Below are 20,257 nucleotides of genomic sequence, written 5' to 3' on the forward strand. Positions count from 1 at the left end.
CCCGGTAATTGTAAATTGCTGGGGTTTTTTTATGTTTAAATACTTCCTGTAATTCTTAAAATACCAAAAATTGATATTATTATTAAAAAATTAAACACTACTTTTCTATAAAGAGCTTCTTTGCTTTTAACAAAAAATTTATCTCCAATATAAACTCCAATTGGTAAAATTATTATCAATGGAAGAGTTCTATAAATTGTTATCATATCTACAATCCCTCCCAAAAAGCTTAAAACAAAAGCATATACATCTGTTAAAAAAAATAGTGCTGCTAAAGACCCTCTAATTACGGCTGGTTGTATACTGGTAACCAATAAAAATAGTGCAACAGGCATTCCACCTAATGTTGTTAATCCATTTAAGGTTCCAGAAATTATTCCTGTAAAAATTTTTGAGCCATCATTATTAATTTTTTGATTTGAGTAGCCTTTCATTAATAATAAAGAAAAAAATATAATTATTACACATACATACAAATGAGTTGTTTGTGGTGATAAGTATTTTAATAAATATAATCCAATTGGTGAACCAATTGTAATCCCTATCAATAGTTTAAAAAAAAAGTTCCAGTCTATTTTGTTCCAAATATAAGGTGCCATAAAAATACTTATGAAAATCTCGAGAATTAATATAATCGGTACTACCTCTAATGCAGGAAGAATAAAAGAAAATCCAGAAATACAAGTTGCTGAAAATCCAAATCCATTAAACCCCCTTATTATCGAAGCTATAAAAACAGTAAAACTTATTAATAAAAATTCAGATAAATCTAAATTAAAGTATCACAAAAAATCCATTTAAATTCTTTGTTTTAAATCTGCTCTAAAAGTGGAAATAACAATAATTATTAAAAAAATAATACAAACTAAATTCATTGTTTTCCAACTAGTTAGGCTAATAAATATGCCAGCTGATAAACTTGCTATTGCTTGAACTGTGTAAACAATAAGATCATTAAAGCCTTGAGCTTTAAACTTTTCTTCTTCTTTGTAAGATAAAACTAATAAACTTGTTCCTGATATAAATAAAAAATTCCAACCAAATCCTAAAAAGATTAATGCTATTAAATAATTTTTAAAATTTTGCTCAAATAAACTTGTCAAAATTGTTATTAAAAACAAAAGAACACCTAAATACATTATTTTGCTATGTCCAAATTTTTTGATCAAATTTCCTGTGATTAATGAAGGTAAAAACATTGCCGCAATATGTAGCTGAATAACTAATCCAGTTTTTGCCAAACTAATTTTTTCCATTACATGCATGCTTATGGGTGTAGCTGTCATCAAAAATGACATCACCGCATAAGCAAAAGATGATGCTATTAATGCTTGTAAAAATCTTGGTTGTGTAATTAATTCAAAATAACTTCGTGTATTTTTTTTAATTAAATTATTTGGTCTATGATTATCCTCATAAAATAATAAAAAAATTGTTGAAGATAATGTCAATATTGCAAGTGCAACATATGAACCTGCATACAAATGATCTAAGATAATCTCTTTTGAAATATTTGCTAAATTTGGACCTATAAAAGCTGAACCAATCCCTGCTAATAATATTATTGATATAGCTTTTGGGGCCATATCTTTATCTACAGTTTCAACTGCAGCAAAACGATATTGATGACTAAAAGCTACTCCTGCTCCAAGTAAGAAACATCCTAAATTAAATAATAAAAAACTTTCAATAATTATTGAGTATGATGCCATTAATGATGCTAGAGAACTTCCAACTGAAGCAAGAATAAAACCTGCTCTTCTTCCAATAATACTCATAATCTTTGCGGCAAAAAATGCAAAGATCGCAATACCTACAATCGATAATGCCATTGGCAAAGTTGCTAAAGATTTAATAGGACTGAATTGAGATCCAATAATTCCACTTAAAAATACTGTGACTGGTGCAGCGGTAAAAGCAAAAATCTGACTTAAAATCAGCAGCCAAAGATTTTTATTCATTAAAACATATACTTGTCTGCCATGTACATGGCCCAAGCAATTGCAGCACCCAATATAATATATTTCATATTAAATTATTTTATTTCTATTTTTTCAGGAAGTATACCTTTTGGTCGATACCTCATAATTAATAATAATCCAAGGCCCATCATTAAGAATCTAAAGTAAGGCACGCTTTCAATTAAATGAGCTTTAAGAGCGTTTGTTTCTGAAATACCTGCTGTAAAAAAATTAATTAAGAATAATGCAATTGGAGCAGCTTCAATCCATAAGAACCAAACTACAAAACCTCCTAAAATAGCACCAAAATTGTTCCCGCTTCCACCAACAATTACCATTACCCATATAAGAAATGTATATCTCATAGGTCTATAACTTCCAGGAGTAAACAAGCCATCCTGAGTAACTAACATCGCGCCAGCAATTCCAACTATTGCAGATCCTAAAATAAAAATTAATAAATGTTGTTTAACTACATTTTTTCCCATAGCGTTTGCTGCTTCCTCATTATCTCTTATTGCTCTCATCATTCTTCCCCAAGGAGAATAAAGTGCTTTCTGAGTTAAAATTAAAAGAATTATAACCACTGTTAAGAATAAACCTGAGTAACATAATTTTACAAATACTGATGAGCCTTCGATAACAAGCTGATTTAATGCTGATTGCCGATCTGATAAATTGGAAATTATTTCTAATTTTCCAGAATTAAATTTTTCAACTAAATTTATAAACCAATCTGTCGTTTGTAGATTAACTTCATATGGAGCCGGCCTTTTTAAACCAATTACATTTTTAACGCCTCTTGTAAGCCAATCTTCGTGTTTAATTATAGCGATTACAATTTCTGAAATAAGAAGTGTAGCAATTGCCAAGTAATCAGCTCTAAGACCCAACGCTACTTTCCCAACAATAAAAGCTAATCCTCCAGCAAAGAATGCTCCAACAATCCAAGAAAATAAAATAGGTAATCCAAATCCACCTAAAAAACCTGTTTTAGCAGGATCAACAGCTTCAATAGCTTCAATGCCTGGTTCTGCAGAAAATCTAATAAGCAATATACCCGAAATTATTATTGCCGCGATGCTATAAGTTCTCACTTTAGATTTTTCAAATCTTTTTAAAATAAATCTGACAACTAAGACCATAACTACTATTAGCCATAAGCTCATTAAAATATCAAAACCACCAGCGCTCCATGCCTCTTGTACAGGATCGACAGATATTAATACTGCTGCAAGACCGCCTAATGCTGTATATCCCATAATTCCAAAGTTAATTAGTCCTGCATAACCCCATTGAATATTAGCTCCCATTGTCATTACTGCAGAAATTAAGCAAAGATTAAAAATAGATAATGCAATATTCCAAGATTGAAATAATCCCACTAAGATAATTAAGCCCATCATAATACTGTAAGCCGCAATTACGTTTAAATTTTTTCTCACAATACTTTCCCTTTAAATATTCCAGAGGGTCTATAGAGTAGAACAATAACAAGTATCGAAAATGATACTGCAAACTTATAGTCTGTTGATAAAAGTTGAACTAAACTTTCAGGCTCCATACTCTCTGGCAACATATACATAAAAAATTTTTTGTAAGCGTAAGTTAAAAATATTTCTGAAAAAGCAATAACATATCCTCCCAAAAATGCTCCAAAAGGGTTTCCAATACCTCCAACGATTGCAGCAGCAAAAATAGGAAGCATATTGTTAAAGTATGTAAATGGTTTAAAACTTTTATCTAAACCATATAAAGCACCACCAATAGTTGCTAAAATTCCAGCAATTATCCACGTAATCATAACAATTTTCTTTGGATCTATGCCTGAAAGAAGTGCCAAATCTTCATTATCAGAATATGCCTTCATGCTTTTTCCTGTCTTCGTTTTGTTTAAAAACCAAAATAACAAAGAAACTAATACTATTGTAACAAATATTGTTAGCACTTGAGTTGATTTTAATGCAAGACCTTCGTTTAAACCTGTCATCTCTTTAAACTCACGTGCTTTAATAATAAATTTTTCTCCATCAAAAAATCTTCTATCTGATGGACCAATAATAATTCTTACAACTGCTTGAGTGACAAACATAACCCCAATACTTACCATTGCCAGTTGAACAGGTGGACTTTTGTTTGTTCGATAATATTTAAACACAAATTTATCAATACTGAACATGTATAAAATCATGAAAATAATCGCAAAAGGAATGGCTAATAGTGCTGTAGGTAGAATACCAAGTGAAATTCCTAAAGATTGGAAATACCATGTAAACAAAATAGTAATCATTGTACCAAATGACATCATGTCTCCAGTAGCAAAATTAGCAAATCTTAAGATACCATAAATTAATGTTACAAAAATTGCACCAAGGGCTAATTGAGATCCATAGGTTAGGGCTGGAATAAAAATATAATTAAGTAAAAGTATTATTGCGTTTAATATATCCATACTACCCGCCTAAGAATGAGCTTCTAACTCTTGGATCGTTTAATAATTCATTTCCTGTTCCTGAATATCGATTTTCTCCAGTTACTAAAACATAACCTCTATCAGAAATATTTAATGCTTGTTTTGCATTTTGCTCAACCATTAAGATTGCAACATTGGTTCTTTTTACTTTAATAATATGGTCAAACAATTCATCCATTACTATTGGGGAAACACCTGCCGTAGGTTCATCTAACATTAAAACAGTTGGTTTAATCATTAAAGCTCTTCCAAGAGCAACTTGTTGTCTCTGACCACCTGACAATTCTCCAACAAACTGATTTCTTTTTTCTTTTAAAACCGGAAATAGCTCATAAATTTCCTCAATAATATTTTTTACGTCATCATTAACTAGGAATGCACCCATTTCTAAATTTTCTTCAACTGTCATACCAGCAAATACATTTTTTGTTTGAGGAACGAATGAAATACCCTCTTTAACTCTATCTTGTGGAGATAATTTTGAAATATCTTTTCCGTCAATTTTTACTGATCCAGATTTTAAATTAAGTAAACCAAGCATAGCTTTCATAGCTGTAGATTTTCCAGCTCCATTTGGACCTAGTATAGAAACTATTTCACCTTTATTTACGTCTACTGAACATGAATTAATGATATCAGGTCCATTTCCATAACCACCTGTCATTTCAATTCCTTCAAAATATGCCATTACTTTGTATCCTTAAGTTTGGAGCCTCTTCCAAGATAACTTTCAATTACCTTTTCATCCTTTTTTGCTTCTTCAACTGATCCTTCAAATAAAACTGATCCTTCAGCCATTACTATTACTGGATCACACAATCTACCAATAAAATCCATATCATGCTCAATCATACAAAAAGTATAGCCCTTCTCCCTATTTAGCTTTTCAATCGCAGTACCAAGATCTTTTAATAAAGTTCTATTTACTCCAGCACCAACCTCATCAAGTAGCACAAGTTTTGCATCTACCATCATCGTTCTTCCAAGTTCTAACAATTTTTTCTGTCCGCCAGATAGATTTCCAGCTAATTCATTTGATAAATGTCCTAAATTCAAAAAATTGACTACTTCTTTTGCTTTGTCTTTAATCACAGCTTCTTCTTGAGCTACCAGGCCAGGTTTAAACAATGCTGTCATTATTTTTTCTCCTGATTGATTTCCAGGAACCATCATCAGATTTTCTAAAACAGATAAATTGGTAAATTCGTGAGCAATTTGAAAAGTTCTTAAAAGTCCTTTTGAAAATAATTCATATGATGGAACATCAGTTATATTTTCTTCGTCAAAAGTAACATATCCATTTGAAGATTTTAAATTTCCAGCAATTAAATTAAATAATGTCGTCTTACCTGATCCGTTAGGTCCAATTATTCCTGTAATACTTCCTCGTTTAACATTTAAAGAACAATCAGATACAGCAGCAATACCTCCAAAATATTTCGACAAATTACTAATCTCTAAAATATTTTCAGACATCTAATTTATTTATTTAATCTTCGATGAATACTGTCTAAAGTTTTTTCAAGGGATTTATAAAAACCTGCTTTAGTTAATTCCTTCACACCTTGTTCATTCAATCCTTTTGGCGTTTGAGAATCTTTAACTAAATTTTTTAAGTTTTTTTTTGAATTTACCACAGCATCTTCAGATAATGCTAAAAACAGAGAGGTAATATATTTTTGAGCATTACTTCTTTTTACTCCTCTTTTTACTAGCCAATCAGTCATAACTCTCAACACCTCATAAAAAGGTGCCATCATTCCAGAAGTTGACCAAAAATTTATTGAAGATTTTTCATTTTTAATTTCGACTGTTGTTCCAAGCTTATTAAAAAATGCTTTTACTTTTGGATTAGGAGGGCAAATAGGTACCGGACCTTTCTTTAATGCAATTGGAGGAAGAGGTATTGCTCTAACAATTGATACTTTTTTGTTAATTGCTTTTTTTAATTGAGACAAAGTTATAGTTGAAATAAAGCTAACAACAGTTTGTTTGGATTTAAATTTTAAATCTTTTATAATTTTTTCACCAACAATTGGTGTAACAGATAAAAATACCCAATTAGACTGATCTACAATTTGTTGGTTATCTTTAGCGATAACTATTTTTTTAAACTTTCTTTTTAAACCTTGTGCTATTTTTTTATTTCTTAGTGAAATAATTATTTTTTTGAAAGAAATATTTGATTTACATATTCCAGTAATCACTGAAGCAGCAATTTTTCCTGTACCAATAAAACCTAAAATCATAATTTTGGTTACTTTATATTGATTATATTGAATTAATTAACAAAAAAAGAACCTCTAATTCTTAGTAATTCTCTACTTAATTCCTTATTTTCTTTGAAAGGTTTTCTACCATGAAGCCAGAAATAATTATTTGCGATCACAGAGTAACCAACAGGTAATTTTGTAATTATTTTATTTTTACTCTCCTCTAATCCATCAGATAATCTCTGCAAAAAATTTCCTTGTTCCATATTTTGTGGTTCAGGAAATTGATCTATGTATGAAATTGTTGGTCTTCCCTCTCCATCTGACGAAAAAACTGGGTGTTCAACTTTATAATCAATATTTTTACTTTTTGGTGATCCCCAAACAAACTTTTGTTTTCCTATGGGATCATTATATAAATCGAAACAATGTTCCCAGTCATCAAGGTGTAACATTGCAGTCTCTCCACCTTCTACATTTTGTTCATCAATTTTAGTCATAATTAACCAATCAGTAACATCTTTGACATATGTTCCATCTGTGTGAAGATCCATATTTCTATAAGCTTTTCTCAAATATGAGTCGCTAGTATCTTCATGTTTTACGTGAAAACGAGCGTAATATTTTCCAGTCATGGCATCATGATTTGGCACACCTATAAGATGAGCGATTGCAGTTGACAACTTAACTAAAAATGTATCATTAATTTTTGTAGTTATGTTTTTTGGTCCTATGATAAAACAACCTGTCGATCTATCTCTAATGATTGAATTCATCAAATCACTTAATTTATTGTTTGTTAAATCATCTAAACTTTTAGCTAAAGTAAATCTTGTAAATGGTTTGAGTTCTAATGCTGTTAAATCAAATTTATTAAAAGGAAAAATTAATTTATCTATAATATCATTTTCTAAACTAATCTTAACGATCCTATTTGAATGATCATGCTCTTGAATATCTATACCCGTAATTTTTTGCATTCTAAATTTTATTTTACCTTAGTTTATAAATCAATTTTAATTAGATATAATTATTAATAATAGCCATACAAAAAGCAGAGAAAATTGTAGGATAAACAAAGTTTTTCTTTGAAATGAAAAAAACAAACAAAGATAACAATACAACAAGTAATCTACTGGAATAACTTGCATCTATTAAAATACCAGCAGGAAAAATTATAGTTCTTGCTATTAATGCTGCCAAGGTTGCGTAGGCTAAACAATTAAACCATTTAAAAAGTTTTGAGGTTTCTTTTATGCCCTCAGATGTAATAGCACCCAAAAATCTAGATAAAAATGTTGCTAAAGAAGTTACCAGGATTGCATATACTATATTAGCTGACACTGTGCTCTCCAACTAGGTAAGCTATAGTTCCACCAATCACACCTGCCAATAAAATTGACCACTCGGGTGAAAATAAATATATAATTGGTCCTAATATAATTCCAAGCAAAACTGATAGAGTTATTGGTATATTTTTTGATGCCCCAACCATCATGCATAAAAAATAAACTGGATTAAGAATTGCTAATCCCATCATCATATCTTTATTCAAATACTCTGATAAAGAAAAACCCAAAAATGTGCCAATAACTGATACACTTACTGTTGCACTTCCAATGCCAATCCAGTAATCAATTCTGTATTTTTTTGGAATTTGTTTGTAATTACTTTTCATGATCAGCCAAGCAGAAACAGCAATAAAATGACAAGAAAAGTAGTATTTCCACTTAGGTTGACTTTTGTGCATCATTAAAGGAAATAAAGATACAGCCATAGGGTAAAGTCTTGCATTAACAAACCAAACCGCTAAAAAAATATTTAATAAGGATGCTCCAATTAACATGGACTCAGCCATAACTAATGAGCCAGGCAAAGCATAAGTTAAAACAGTTGAAAAAATACTCTCCTGAATGTTAAAACCTAAATTTTTAAAAAGAGCTCCAATAGCTACAAAACAACAAGTGAGAGCTATTGCTGGACTGTCATGAGTAAATATTGAGCTATATCCTTTTAAGAAAAAACTTTTCTTAATCATTATCCACCAAGGAACAATCTACCAACGTCAGGATTTTTAAGTAAATCATCTCCCTTTCCTGCAATTGCAGTTTGTCCCGACACCAAAACATATCCTATATCTGCAAACTCAAGACCTTTTTTAGCATTTTGCTCTACTAGAATAATAGTTTTTTTTTCATTTTCTTGAAGATCTCTTAAAATTTCAAAAACCATATCTATGTATCTTGGTTCCAAACCAATCGATGGTTCATCTACTAACAATACTGATGGCTTCATAACTAACGCTCTAGATATTTCTAGCAATCTTCTTTCACCACCTGATAAAACTTTTGCTGGCTGGTTTCTTCTATTTCTTAATCTTTCATATTTTTGAAAAATTCTTTCAGCTTCTTGATATGACTCATCCGTTTTTTCTTTAATATATCCTCCCATTAACAAGTTTTCTTCGACAGTCATGTCAGGAAATACTGAATTATCTTGAAGTATATAAGCTATACCAACTGACTTTAATTTTTCAGCAGGAGTAAGATTTGTAATCTCTTTTCCTTCTATTTCAATCTGACCAGAAAAAATATTTGTAAATCCATAGATTGAATGAAGTATAGTTGACTTACCTGCTCCGTTTGGACCAATCAAACATAAAGACTGAGCTTTATTTACAAATAAATCAAAATTATGCAAAATTTCCATTTTTCCATAACCAGCATTTAAATTATTTATAGTTAAGTGAATTTCTTCAGGCGATAATTTTTTTAAATCCTCTGGTGTTGGAGCTTTTCCTAATACTTCATATTGATTTGCCATTATTGAGCTCCTAAATACGCGTCTATAACACGTTTATCATTTTTAATTTCATTTGGAGAACCATTAGCTAACATTTTACCATGAGCTAAGCAAAAAATGTCTTCTGCTAACTGCATTATTACTCTCATATTATGCTCGATCACTAAAAGTGTTATTCCAAAATCTTGATTTACCTTAATTAATCTATCGATTATTCCATTTATCAATGTCGGATTAATTCCCGCTGTTGGCTCATCCAATAATAACATTTCAGGCTCATTCATTAATGCCATTGCAAGTTCTAATAACTTTTGTTGACCAAATGAGAGGTCCCCTGCTCTAAGTTTTCTTTTTTGAAATAACCCTACGAAATTTAATAAGTTTTCAGCTTTATCTGTTAATTCTTGTGGAATTTTAGAAAATATTTTCATTAAGTCTGCGTCACTACCTTTGTGACTAATAAGCATATTTTCTATGCAGTTAAGCTTTCCATAAATTCTAGTCTGTTGAAATGTCCTTAATAATCCTAGCTTTGCAATTACGGGGACTGGCAACTCTGAGACTTCTTTGCCATTAAATTTTATTGATCCATTATCTATAGGATAAGTTCCTACAATCGAATTAAATAATGTGGTTTTGCCTGAGCCATTTGGCCCAATTAATCCAACTATCTTACCTTTTTCAACATTCATTGAGATGTCAACATTAGCTTTAACACCACCAAATGATTTACTTACATTACTTACTTCTAAAATACTCACTTAAGTTCTACCTGTGCTTTACGATCTTTTTCATCAACTACTTCACCAAATCTCTCTGGATATTTTTCTCTTAACCATCCCATAATTCCCTCAGGGAAATAAATTACAATCACAACAATCAAGACTCCTAAAGCTACATACTGCCAACCTAAAAAGAATGTCCAAAAGCCTTCTTTAAATATATGAAAAACAGTTGCACCAATAATTGGACCCCAAAGTGTTCCTTTGCCACCAAGTATTGCCATCAATACCATGAATACTCCCATCTCTCTTCCATCGAACGCAACATCAGTAGAGTCGATATATCCAACTAAGCCGCCCATTATTCCACCTGCTAATCCACAAAAGAATGCTGAGATCATCCAGCCAATAATTTTGTATTTCATTGTTTCAATACCCATTGCTTCAGCTTTGTCCTCATTATCTCTGATAGCGTTAAGTATTAATTTAAATCTTGTAGGATATATTGAACGAACAGCAATGAATGTAAGTACCAATGTAAAGAAGCTTAAGAAATAAAAAAATTCACCTCTTGATTCTAAACTTCCTACATCAGGAAATGGTGGAGTAGTGAAGCCTTGTCCAGCTCCAATGATCTCAATTCCTCCAGAAATTTCACCTGCTGCAACTCCTAATCCTAATGTACAAATTGCAAAATAATGTCCTCTAAGTCCTAAAATAGAGTATCCAATTAAACCTGCTACAATAGTTGGTACAACTGCAGCTACTATCAATCCAACAGCCATTCCTTGAAAAAACTGAGTTGGAGTATGAACAAATGTTTTTTCACCCCCACTTTCTGTCCACTCTGCTAATGGAAAAAACATTCCAACTTGTACAGAAGCACATAGATACATGCCAAGACCATAAAAGAGAATATTTCCAAATGAATTATAGCCCATTTCACCACCCTGAATATTCCAGGTTGTAGCAAGAATAATTAATACACAAAGTATTGATAACTGAACTTTAAAAGCTGGAAATATAAATGGAGCGGCTATACCAAAAATTAAAATTCCAATATATAAAATTAAATTATTTTTCATTATTTTAAGTATTCTCTTTTCCTTGATAATTTAAATCTTCTGTAAACAAGTATTAAAACTAGAAGTAAAAATACAGATCCTATTCTAAATTCTGTTCCTAAAATATAATCAGCGAATTCTTCAAAAACACCTAATCCCATACCTGACATTGCAACACCCGGTAAATTTCCTAATCCAGCAATAATGACAATCATAAATGATCTTATTGTGTATGGTAAACCCATATAAGGATGGATAGTAAATGTTATGGATATTAATGCACCAGCGACACCACAAAGGGCTGCATTGATACCAAAAGTAGCTGCATAAACTTTTTCTGTATCTACGCCTAAAATCTTTGCTGCTCTTGCATTTTGTGCTGTAGCTCTAATTGCACGACCAAGCTTCGATTTTTTCATATAAATTACTAAACAAATTGCGAATAAAACACTTATAAAAGCTGAAAATATTTTTGAATTTGGCAATACAACATTATTATTAAATAACATAGTTGTTCCATAATCTGAATTTGCGAGAACAACATCAGCTCCAAATGCAAAGTTCATTAATTGCATGAAAAGAATACTTATTCCAAAAGTAGCTAAAATAGAGATAAATAAATCCCTATCTACTACTTTATTAATTACAAGTTTGTAAATTGCTATACCTACAAAGAACATTATTATTGGAGATACAATTACTCCCCAAGCTGGATGAATTCCATATAGATACATGAAGTAAGCAATGTATCCACCTAATATAACAAGATCTCCTTGAGCAATATTAATTATATTCATTACCCCCCATTGAAGCGCCATACCATATGCAATCAATGCAAATAAAATTCCAAGTAAAACTCCATCCAAACATGCTTGAACAGAAATCATTGGATATTGAAAAACCATGAAATCCATAATGAACCTTTAAAAAAATACCCCCTATATATAATATATTAGGGGGTATTTATAGATTTGTTTTTATCTTTTAGACCACGAAGGAATTGGGTGAATTAACTTAGCTGACGCCCATTTAGTTGGAGCAACAACTTTGTTTTCACATTTTCCTGCATCATCACACATCACTTGGAAAAGTACCATTGGCTTATCAACATTTTGACCACCTTCTGCAAATTTTATATTTCCATAAAAAGTTTGCATATTAGTAGCTGCAAGAGCGTCTCTAACTTTCTTTTGATCAAAAGAATCTGCTCTCTCAAATGCATCTTTAAATACCAATAGGGCAGCTGATGACTCTGCTGCTTGATATGGAGGTGCATAACCAAACTCTTTAGTAAAGTCTGCATCATAAGTCATACCATCTTTAAAGAAATCATCTTTATAAGTTAATGTTTTGTGCCACTGAGAAGCGCATAAGGCATACTGTGAGTTTTTACCATGTTGCTTTGATAATTTAGCTGCATCGCAGTGTGTCATAGCTAACATTGGAACATCTACCTTCATCTCAGATATTTGTCTGATAGCAGTTAGAGCACCTTTTGTGTGACCAGAAACAACTAAAACATCTGGTTTCATTTGTTTCACTTTTACTAAAGTCGCAGCCATATCATTTAGCTCTTTTGGTAATTTATCATCAATTACTTTTTTAGAGCCAGTTCTCTTAATTGCATCTAAAACACCAAGTCTTACGTCTTGAGAAAATGCATCTTGTTCAAACGCCATTGCAACAGTAACTCCTTTTCCATTATTCTTTTCAACCGCTAGATCTATAGCAACATCAAGATATAAATTAGCAGGAGCTAATACGGCGAATAGATATTTGTAACCTTTTGTGAACAAAGATCTAGAAGCACCATTTGCTTCAACCATTGGAACACCGTATTTTTCAGTTACAGGCGCAATCGCTTTTGTTAAACCAGAACTGTAAGGGCCAAGCATAAACTCAACACCGTCTTGTGATATTAATCTTTCTGCAAGCTGTGCAGCTCTTTTTGGGTTTGACTCATCATCATAATAGATAATGTCAAACTTATAAGTCTTTCCACCAACTTTAACACCACCCATGCTATTAATTCTGTCAACGGCCATGTTATAACCGTTTTGAGTATGAACACCATTAGATGAATATTTACCAGTTAATGAAATTGCAGCACCTAAAATAATTTTGTCACCAACAACTTTTGCAAAAGATGCAACTGAAGTTGAGAATAAAATCACTAATGCAGAAACAAAACTTAAAATTATTTTATTTAATCTCATTTTATTTCCTCTTTAATTAATTAATTATTTTCTTATTAAATAAACAAATTTAATTTTATGCAAGAGGCATTAAGCATCACTAATTAGTGTTAATATTGTTGAATTACAGCAATAATAATTGCAATGATAATTAAAACACTCGCAGAAATTGTATTAATTACTTTTGGATTTGCTTTTATCCAAACAATTAATTTTCTAGCAAGCATAGCATAAGCAACTAAAGATAAAAAATCTAAAACTACATAAGTTGTGATTAAAATAAAGAATTGAACAACATAATTTGAATTAAAATCAATAAACTGTGGAAAAATTAATGGAAAAAACATCCAAGCCTTAGGACTTGTGCCTGCAACTAAAAAACCATCTCTAAAAAAAGAAAAAAAACTTTTTGATGAAATATTATTTGAACTTATATCTTTTGGTTTTGAGTTATAAAGATCATAAGCAAGATATAATAAATAAATTATTCCTATCCATTTAAAAATATTTAAAAAATTTGGATTATCTAAAAAAAATGAGCCAATGACAAAGATGACAAGAGTTGCCTGAATAAAGTTTGCACTTATATCTCCTAATGCAGTCCAAATACATTTTTGAACACCATAATTCATAGAATAAGAAATTATGACAATTCTTGGTGTACCTGGTGTAATAAATAAAAATAAGATTATTTGTAAAAATAGAAAATAGTTTATGGGGAACATTTTAAGTATGCGTGGATAGTCCTTAAAAACCGGGAGCTAAAGATGGCTAAGAAGGACTATCAAATACATAATATCACTCTCTAAAAAAAATGCATTAAACATTTTTTTCAAATATAAAGGATTTATGAAAAAAAAAGGTCACACCCCTATTACCAGGGTCAAAAATCCAGAGCCAGATGTAAATGACCCAGATTGGGTTATTTGGGCAGCTTGGGCTGACCGGATCACTTTTGAAGATATTGAAAAGAAGACTGGGAAAACAGAGTCTGAGGTAATTAAAATTATGAGACGATCTATTAAGCCTGCCTCATTCAGGTTGTGGCGAAAACGAGTTAATCAAAAAAGTATTAAACACCGAAAAAAATTTGAATACTCAAGAAAACAAATTACTAGTAAAATTAAAAAGAATGATTATTTATAATTCATGAAATTAGTAACTATTTATACAGGTCCTCTTTGCAATTACTGTGATGCTGCTAAAAGATTATTAGCTAGAAATAATGTAGAATATAAAGAAATTAACATTGCAACAGTTGAAGGTGCTATGGAAGAAATGATTAAAAAAGCAAATGGTAAGAGAACAATTCCACAAATCTTTTTTGATGACCAGCACATTGGTGGTTATGATGAAACCAGAGCTTTGGAAAAAGAGAATAAATTATTAGAATTACTGAAATAAAAAAAGTTTAAAATTAATTCAAACTACCTAGCAATTAAATCAAAATCGAAATAAGCACTATCAAAATATCCAATCATATTTGTAGTGCTAGTCATACTTTTTGTTATACCTCTGGTATTATTGTATTTGATTTGAAGACCAGTAGTTTGAGGGGTAATTTTCATTGTTGTTGCAAGTGGCATTACACCAATTATTCTTGCAATATCGTGATCTGCACCGCCAGTACAACCTGCTATACCATTTTTAATTTGGTCTGTGTCTGTAGCTCCAACTCCATCAAGAAGTGTCAAATCTGACTCTACTAAATAAGCATCGATATTAACACTCGTACCTTGAAAAGTTACTGCATGATAGCAATCATCATCACTATCCATTGTTAATGTATTAACTCCAATTGTTGTCTCGGCAGCAGTTGCGCCTGAAGTACAGTCTACATTTGATTTTGCAGCAGTATTAATTCTGTTTTCAAAACCGTATATTGTTCCAAGAGATGATACTTTTGTTACACAAGTTGTCGAAGTATTTGATCTGTCACTCATCGTAGCATCAAAAAGTTGGCTTGTCGTGAATTTAAATGTAGAACCCATAGTGACAATTGCGAAAGTATAATTTCCATAAGGTAAAGCAGTATAATCTGCAGCAGTTCCTATTTGAGTACCTGTTCCTTTTACAACTGTTGTCTCAGACCCACTATCATTCTTGAAAAATGTAGAACAATTAGTTCTTACTACTTGTGCAGATGTTGTTGGACCAGTTGGTCGAGAAGTACATAGATCTAATCTATAAAAAGTTATCTTTTGAGCATCAGGAGTAAATTCACATCTATTGTTTGCAGCAGCAGGAGTTATAGTTCCTCCATTACCGTTGCATTCTGGATCATTTCTACTTACCGTAGTTCCAGGCTGTGCATTTGTAGCTGTTGAATAGAATGTTATACTAATCAAACTTAAAAATAATATTATAAAAAATATTCTAATATTTAAATCAGCTTTCATAAATTAAAATCCTATTACTGTTAAATCCATTTCTTTTTGTTTTACAATTAAGTTTTGTCTTCTAACTTTTGCAAATTTTTGATCTGAAACTGAAGTTAAATTATAGGCGGTGTCACTTATTCCAATTTCGTTATTTGAATTATTACAACAAGTATAAGTTATTTTTAAAAATTCCTCATCTTCAGTAACTCCATCATTACTTCTTTTTCCAATTTCAATATTAAAATTTGTAAGTTTTGCTTCTAGTGATATCTCATCTCCTTCTAGATCTGCTGCACCACTAGCACCTTCCCAGTTAAATGATCTATAGTATAAATTTGTCCATGGCAGATAAGGTAATGGCATACCTAATTCTACGTCGCTACCATTTAATGCTTTCTCATTTATATTATTTAATCCTGATTTCCAGCCAGAAAGACCGTAATATTGATTAGCTCTTAACGATCCAACACTTGATATTGCTTCAATACCAATACTTGCTCTTTGGTGATCATAATCTAATTCATGATCATAGAATAAATTATAACCAACTAATAATGTATCATCATTAATCAATTTTCTATTACCAAAACCTAAATTGATAGTTTCTCTGCTATCGTCTGATAAAAATAAACTTGCTTGAGTGAAGATAATATTTTCATTATCACTTGGATCACTTATAGGTTTTACTACTAAAACACTTCCCGTAACTTCATTTGTTACACCTGTACTTAAACCAATTTCAGCAGTTGGGAATTTATCACTAAAATAACTATTCAAGTTATTCATAAACTTATTGGTTAGGTCTATAGCATTAGCACTTAAGCTATATAATAAAATTATGAAAGTTAATTTAACTATTTTCATTCACTAAATTTTATTAGATTTAATTAAAATTTACAAATTATATTAAACCTAATTTAGGTTTATGATTTATTCCTTTGGTTTAAAAACCAAACAAACGCCGTTATTACAGTATCTTTTACCAGAAGGATTTGGACCATCGTCAAAGATGTGACCATGATGACCACCACATTTTTTACAATGATATTCAGTTCTAGCATAACCAAGTAGGTGATCTGTTTTAGTTTCAAATACATCAGGTAAAGACTCGTAAAAAGATGGCCAGCCTGAGCCACTTTCGTACTTTGTGATTGAATCAAATAATTTTTCACCACAATTTACACAATGAAAACTTCCTTCTCTTTTTTCATTATTTAATTCAGAGGAATTTGGCATTTCAGTGCCCTCTTCAAATAAAACTAATTTTTGCTCAGAAGTTAAATCTTTATTAATTTTCTTTGTCATAATTTAAATTAATTTAGCACAAGATTGATGTAATAAAGAATGTAATTCTACCAATTTATTAAAGTCTTTATTATATCCTCCACCTAGAACACCACAAATAGGTATTTTTTTTGAAGAAAAACTTTCAATTACTAGCTCATCTCTGAGTCTTATGCCTTCATCTGAAATTTTTAATTTACCTAATCGGTCATTAAAATGAATATCGACACCAGCTATATAAAAAACAAAATCAAAGTTTTCATTATTTAACTCATTTAAATAAAATTTAAGTGTCTTTATATATACATCATCTTCAAGATTGTCTTCAAGCTCAACATCTAAATCACTAATTGATTTTTTTGCGGGATAATTAGTTTTTGAATGCATGCTAAAAGTAAAGACATGTCTATTGTATTTAAAAATTTCTGAGTTACCATTTCCTTGATGAACATCTAGATCTACTATTAAAATTCTATTTGCAAATCCTTTATCCAATAAATAATGTGCAGCAACAGCTACATCATTAAAAACACAATAACCAGCACCACTATCATAATTTGCATGATGACTTCCGCCTGCAGTGTTGCAAGCAATCCCATAGTTTAAAGCAAGTTTTGATGCTAAAACAGTTCCCCCAGTTGCTACTAAGGACCTTTGAACCACGCTATCAACCAATGGAAAACCAATTTTTTTAATTTTATTTTTATCTAAGGTTTTGTTTTTAATATCATGTATATAATCTTCTGAATGAGCTCTATTTAAAGTTTCAAAAGAGCAAGCAACAGGGTTAAAAAAATTTTTTACTACTTTTTGTTCTATTAAATATTTAGCAAGTTCACCAAATTTATTAATTGGAAACTTATGATCATCTCCAATTTTAGCAACATAATCTTTATGATTAACTACAGGTAGCTCCATTATTTTTCAATAACACGAATAGGTTTACCATTTACACAAGCTTCAAGATCTTCAATCATTTGAGTATAATAGATGCTATAATTTTCAGCTGTCACATAACCAATGTGAGGTGTTAATAATACATTGGGTAAAAATCTTAGCTTATTAGCCTCAGGCAGAGGTTCTTTTTCATAAACATCAATTCCAGCACCCATAATAACATTAGTAGATAAAGCAATAATCAAATCATCTTCATTAACTATTGGGCCACGCGCAGTATTAATTAAAAAAGCAGTTTTTTTCATTTGATCAAACTCTTTAATTGTGATGCAATCTTTGTAACGCTCTCCACCTTGTACGTGAATTGAAATATAATCTGACGTTTTAATTAAATCCTCTTTACTACAAGGCAGAACGTTTAATTCTTTACATTTATCTAAATCTAAATTTTCACTCCAAGCCATTACTTGCATACCAAATGCATTAGCAATTTTTGCAACTTGTGAACCTACTTTTCCAAGACCAATTAAACCAATAATTTTTCCTTTAAGCTCAAAACCAACTGTTGTTTGCCAATAACCTTGGTACATATTATCAATTTCTGTTTTTAAATTTCTTGATAACCCTAAAATTAATGCCCAGGTTAATTCACAAGTTGGATTTGTATTGCTTTCAGTACCACAAACTATGATTTTTCTTTTTTTTGCAGCTTCAAGATCAACTGATTTGTTTCGTACACCACTTGTAATTATATATTTAAGATCATTAAGATTATCGATTAAATTCTTAGAAATAGGTGTTCTTTCTCTCATTATCAATAAAGCCTCAAAATCAGCTAACTGTTCAATAGCATCTGCTTCATCAAGAAATGGTTCGCTAAAAATTTTAAACTCATATTTTCCAGACAATTTTTTAAGATCCACAAACTCTTGTGAAACGTTTTGGTAATCATCTAAAATTGCAACTTTAAGCATTTGTAACTTTTTTGTTTGATAAAAATAAACCTAATATAATTAAAACAGATCCAATGAAATGAAAAAATAAAAATTTTTCATTAAAAAAAATCATTGCAAAAATTGTACTGAATAATGGAATTAATGATAAAAAAATTCCAGCTCTATTAGCACCAATGATTGAGACTGCTCCAGCCCAGCAATAATAAGATCCAATGCTTGGAAAAATTGCAATATAGAGCAAAATGAAAATAAGATTACTATTAAGCTCAGTTGTTTTCCCTTGAGCTAACTCAAATAAAAAAGCTGGTAAAAGAATAATTAACCCAAATGTACAAACAACATGAACAAGAGAAAGTAAAGATATATCAAATGTTTTTTTTTTCAAAAATGCTGAATAAATACCCCATGATATTATTGCAATTATCATATAAATATCTCCCTTATTAAAATTTAAAGTTAATAAAATATTTAAATCTAGACGTGTAATAATTGCCAGAATTCCTAGAACTGAAACAATTAAACCAGATATTTGATAAATATTTGTTTTTTCAATCTTAAGTAGAAAACAGACTAAAATTATTGATACAGGTATAGCGGTATTAAAAAGTGAAGCATTTATTACCTGCGTATAATTAAGGGCATTATAAGTGAACGCTGAAAATATACCAACGCTGGTAAAACCTAAAATAAAAAATAATGGTAAATTATTTTTAACTTCTGTTTTTATTTTTGGAATTTCTTTGAAGGTAAAAGGTAACAATATTATCCAAACTAAAATCCATCTAAAAAAAGCTAATGAATATGGAGGTACATTCTCTGTGTACGCAAATTTACCAATAGTAAAATTTCCTGCCCAAAATAATGTTGCAAGAATTAGCATTGTATATGCTTTTGTGTTTTTATTCATTTTATCAATTTATGTTTTATCAAATATAATCTTCCCAGAGATTAAAACTAAAGTCTATCTTAAATAAAACTAATAATAATATTTAATAAAAGGAATTATTATTTATTGAATTTCTTTACAATCTAGATCTTCTGATTTTTCAAAGAATATTTTTTGTAAATCATTGCTATAAGTATTATCACACTCTAAAATTTCAACTTCATCTGGCAATAAACTCATTGCATGTTCGCTAACATTTTTACCTGTTTTATTTTTTACTCCATAATTTATTGTTTCACCAACTATTGCATGTTGAATGCCACCAGTTTTAACTACTGAAAATGCTGGACCCAATAATGCTAAATTTTGAGCACAACCAGTTAAAAATACGAAAGTAAATAAAATAAAAAAAATATTTTTCAT

The 20,257-nt window shown here is 30.4% G+C and carries 25 protein-coding genes; 2 read left to right on the forward strand and 23 right to left on the reverse strand.

Annotated features, from left to right (window positions below):
* Window positions 1-35: 35 nt before the first annotated feature.
* From PB7211_RS06985 to PB7211_RS07060, 16 genes are all read right to left on the reverse strand, one after another.
* The gene (locus tag PB7211_RS06985) at window positions 36-749 is read right to left on the reverse strand and encodes a sulfite exporter TauE/SafE family protein (protein WP_156773050.1); all 714 of its coding nucleotides are present in this window, start codon (window positions 747-749) and stop codon (window positions 36-38) included.
* Window positions 750-797: 48 nt separating this feature from the next.
* Complete coding sequence (locus PB7211_RS06990; RefSeq protein WP_008544697.1) at window positions 798-1,961, reverse strand: MFS transporter; 1,164 nt, start codon at window positions 1,959-1,961, stop codon at window positions 798-800.
* Window positions 1,962-2,035: 74 nt separating this feature from the next.
* Complete coding sequence (locus PB7211_RS06995; protein ID WP_008544306.1) at window positions 2,036-3,367, reverse strand: branched-chain amino acid ABC transporter permease; 1,332 nt, start codon at window positions 3,365-3,367, stop codon at window positions 2,036-2,038.
* A gap of 35 nt (window positions 3,368-3,402) precedes the next feature.
* Window positions 3,403-4,413 (reverse strand): branched-chain amino acid ABC transporter permease, encoded by a 1,011-nt coding sequence (locus tag PB7211_RS07000; RefSeq protein WP_008544470.1) that lies wholly within the window; start codon window positions 4,411-4,413, stop codon window positions 3,403-3,405.
* A gap of 1 nt (window position 4,414) precedes the next feature.
* Window positions 4,415-5,122 (reverse strand): ABC transporter ATP-binding protein, encoded by a 708-nt coding sequence (locus tag PB7211_RS07005; protein ID WP_008545201.1) that lies wholly within the window; start codon window positions 5,120-5,122, stop codon window positions 4,415-4,417.
* A complete protein-coding gene (locus tag PB7211_RS07010; RefSeq protein ID WP_008545696.1) occupies window positions 5,122-5,910 on the reverse strand; it encodes an ABC transporter ATP-binding protein in 789 nt (262 codons plus the stop codon). Before PB7211_RS07010 ends, PB7211_RS07005 begins: the two co-directional genes overlap by 1 nt.
* Window positions 5,911-5,915: 5 nt before the next feature.
* Entirely contained in the window at window positions 5,916-6,683 is a 768-nt protein-coding gene (locus PB7211_RS07015; protein ID WP_008544262.1) for a pyrroline-5-carboxylate reductase, read from the reverse strand.
* 32 nt (window positions 6,684-6,715) lie between these two features.
* Window positions 6,716-7,627, reverse strand: coding sequence for a glutarate dioxygenase GlaH (gene glaH, locus PB7211_RS07020; RefSeq protein ID WP_008544628.1), 912 nt, complete (start codon window positions 7,625-7,627; stop codon window positions 6,716-6,718).
* Window positions 7,628-7,667: 40 nt separating this feature from the next.
* A complete protein-coding gene (locus PB7211_RS07025) occupies window positions 7,668-7,991 on the reverse strand; it encodes an AzlD domain-containing protein (RefSeq protein WP_008544674.1) in 324 nt (107 codons plus the stop codon).
* Window positions 7,981-8,685, reverse strand: a complete 705-nt coding sequence (locus tag PB7211_RS07030) for an AzlC family ABC transporter permease (protein WP_034399167.1) — start codon at window positions 8,683-8,685, stop codon at window positions 7,981-7,983. Before PB7211_RS07030 ends, PB7211_RS07025 begins: the two co-directional genes overlap by 11 nt.
* A complete protein-coding gene (locus PB7211_RS07035) occupies window positions 8,685-9,470 on the reverse strand; it encodes an ABC transporter ATP-binding protein (RefSeq protein ID WP_008544548.1) in 786 nt (261 codons plus the stop codon). Before PB7211_RS07035 ends, PB7211_RS07030 begins: the two co-directional genes overlap by 1 nt.
* On the reverse strand, window positions 9,470-10,210 hold the full coding sequence (locus tag PB7211_RS07040) for an ABC transporter ATP-binding protein (RefSeq protein ID WP_008546037.1): 741 nt from the start codon (window positions 10,208-10,210) through the stop codon (window positions 9,470-9,472). The genes PB7211_RS07035 and PB7211_RS07040 overlap by 1 nt, the downstream gene beginning before the upstream one ends.
* Window positions 10,207-11,256, reverse strand: coding sequence for a branched-chain amino acid ABC transporter permease (locus PB7211_RS07045; RefSeq protein WP_008544848.1), 1,050 nt, complete (start codon window positions 11,254-11,256; stop codon window positions 10,207-10,209). The genes PB7211_RS07040 and PB7211_RS07045 overlap by 4 nt, the downstream gene beginning before the upstream one ends.
* Window positions 11,256-12,149, reverse strand: coding sequence for a branched-chain amino acid ABC transporter permease (locus PB7211_RS07050; protein ID WP_034399168.1), 894 nt, complete (start codon window positions 12,147-12,149; stop codon window positions 11,256-11,258). The genes PB7211_RS07045 and PB7211_RS07050 overlap by 1 nt, the downstream gene beginning before the upstream one ends.
* Before the next feature lie 63 nt (window positions 12,150-12,212).
* Window positions 12,213-13,451: an amino acid ABC transporter substrate-binding protein gene (locus PB7211_RS07055; protein WP_008545950.1), complete on the reverse strand. Its 1,239-nt coding sequence runs from the start codon at window positions 13,449-13,451 to the stop codon at window positions 12,213-12,215.
* An 89-nt stretch (window positions 13,452-13,540) separates the two neighbouring features.
* Window positions 13,541-14,155, reverse strand: a complete 615-nt coding sequence (locus PB7211_RS07060) for a LysE family translocator (RefSeq protein WP_034399169.1) — start codon at window positions 14,153-14,155, stop codon at window positions 13,541-13,543.
* A gap of 124 nt (window positions 14,156-14,279) precedes the next feature.
* On the opposite strand from PB7211_RS07060, the gene PB7211_RS07065 reads away from it, so the two are divergent.
* Window positions 14,280-14,576 carry a TIGR03643 family protein gene (locus PB7211_RS07065; protein ID WP_008545008.1) on the forward strand — a complete coding sequence of 99 codons (297 nt, stop codon included), beginning with the start codon at window positions 14,280-14,282 and terminating at the stop codon, window positions 14,574-14,576.
* Between the two features lie 3 nt (window positions 14,577-14,579).
* Window positions 14,580-14,834 (forward strand): glutaredoxin 3, encoded by a 255-nt coding sequence (grxC, locus tag PB7211_RS07070; RefSeq protein ID WP_008545771.1) that lies wholly within the window; start codon window positions 14,580-14,582, stop codon window positions 14,832-14,834.
* A gap of 23 nt (window positions 14,835-14,857) precedes the next feature.
* On the opposite strand, the gene PB7211_RS07075 is transcribed toward grxC, so the two are convergent.
* From PB7211_RS07075 to PB7211_RS07105, 7 genes are all read right to left on the reverse strand, one after another.
* Window positions 14,858-15,829 carry a hypothetical protein gene (locus tag PB7211_RS07075; RefSeq protein WP_008545694.1) on the reverse strand — a complete coding sequence of 324 codons (972 nt, stop codon included), beginning with the start codon at window positions 15,827-15,829 and terminating at the stop codon, window positions 14,858-14,860.
* A 3-nt stretch (window positions 15,830-15,832) separates the two neighbouring features.
* Window positions 15,833-16,675, reverse strand: coding sequence for an inverse autotransporter beta domain-containing protein (locus tag PB7211_RS07080; protein ID WP_083780115.1), 843 nt, complete (start codon window positions 16,673-16,675; stop codon window positions 15,833-15,835).
* Window positions 16,676-16,741: 66 nt separating this feature from the next.
* Window positions 16,742-17,116: a peptide-methionine (R)-S-oxide reductase MsrB gene (msrB, locus tag PB7211_RS07085; protein ID WP_008544893.1), complete on the reverse strand. Its 375-nt coding sequence runs from the start codon at window positions 17,114-17,116 to the stop codon at window positions 16,742-16,744.
* Window positions 17,117-17,119: 3 nt separating this feature from the next.
* On the reverse strand, window positions 17,120-18,013 hold the full coding sequence (locus PB7211_RS07090) for a histone deacetylase family protein (protein WP_008545486.1): 894 nt from the start codon (window positions 18,011-18,013) through the stop codon (window positions 17,120-17,122).
* Window positions 18,013-18,966 carry a D-2-hydroxyacid dehydrogenase family protein gene (locus PB7211_RS07095; protein ID WP_008544490.1) on the reverse strand — a complete coding sequence of 318 codons (954 nt, stop codon included), beginning with the start codon at window positions 18,964-18,966 and terminating at the stop codon, window positions 18,013-18,015. Before PB7211_RS07095 ends, PB7211_RS07090 begins: the two co-directional genes overlap by 1 nt.
* Complete coding sequence (locus PB7211_RS07100) at window positions 18,959-19,855, reverse strand: DMT family transporter (RefSeq protein WP_008545292.1); 897 nt, start codon at window positions 19,853-19,855, stop codon at window positions 18,959-18,961. The genes PB7211_RS07095 and PB7211_RS07100 overlap by 8 nt, the downstream gene beginning before the upstream one ends.
* Before the next feature lie 102 nt (window positions 19,856-19,957).
* Entirely contained in the window at window positions 19,958-20,257 is a 300-nt protein-coding gene (locus PB7211_RS07105; RefSeq protein ID WP_008545675.1) for a hypothetical protein, read from the reverse strand.

The sequence above is a fragment of the Candidatus Pelagibacter sp. HTCC7211 genome (assembly GCF_000155895.1).
Taxonomy (GTDB): Bacteria; Pseudomonadota; Alphaproteobacteria; order Pelagibacterales; family Pelagibacteraceae; genus Pelagibacter.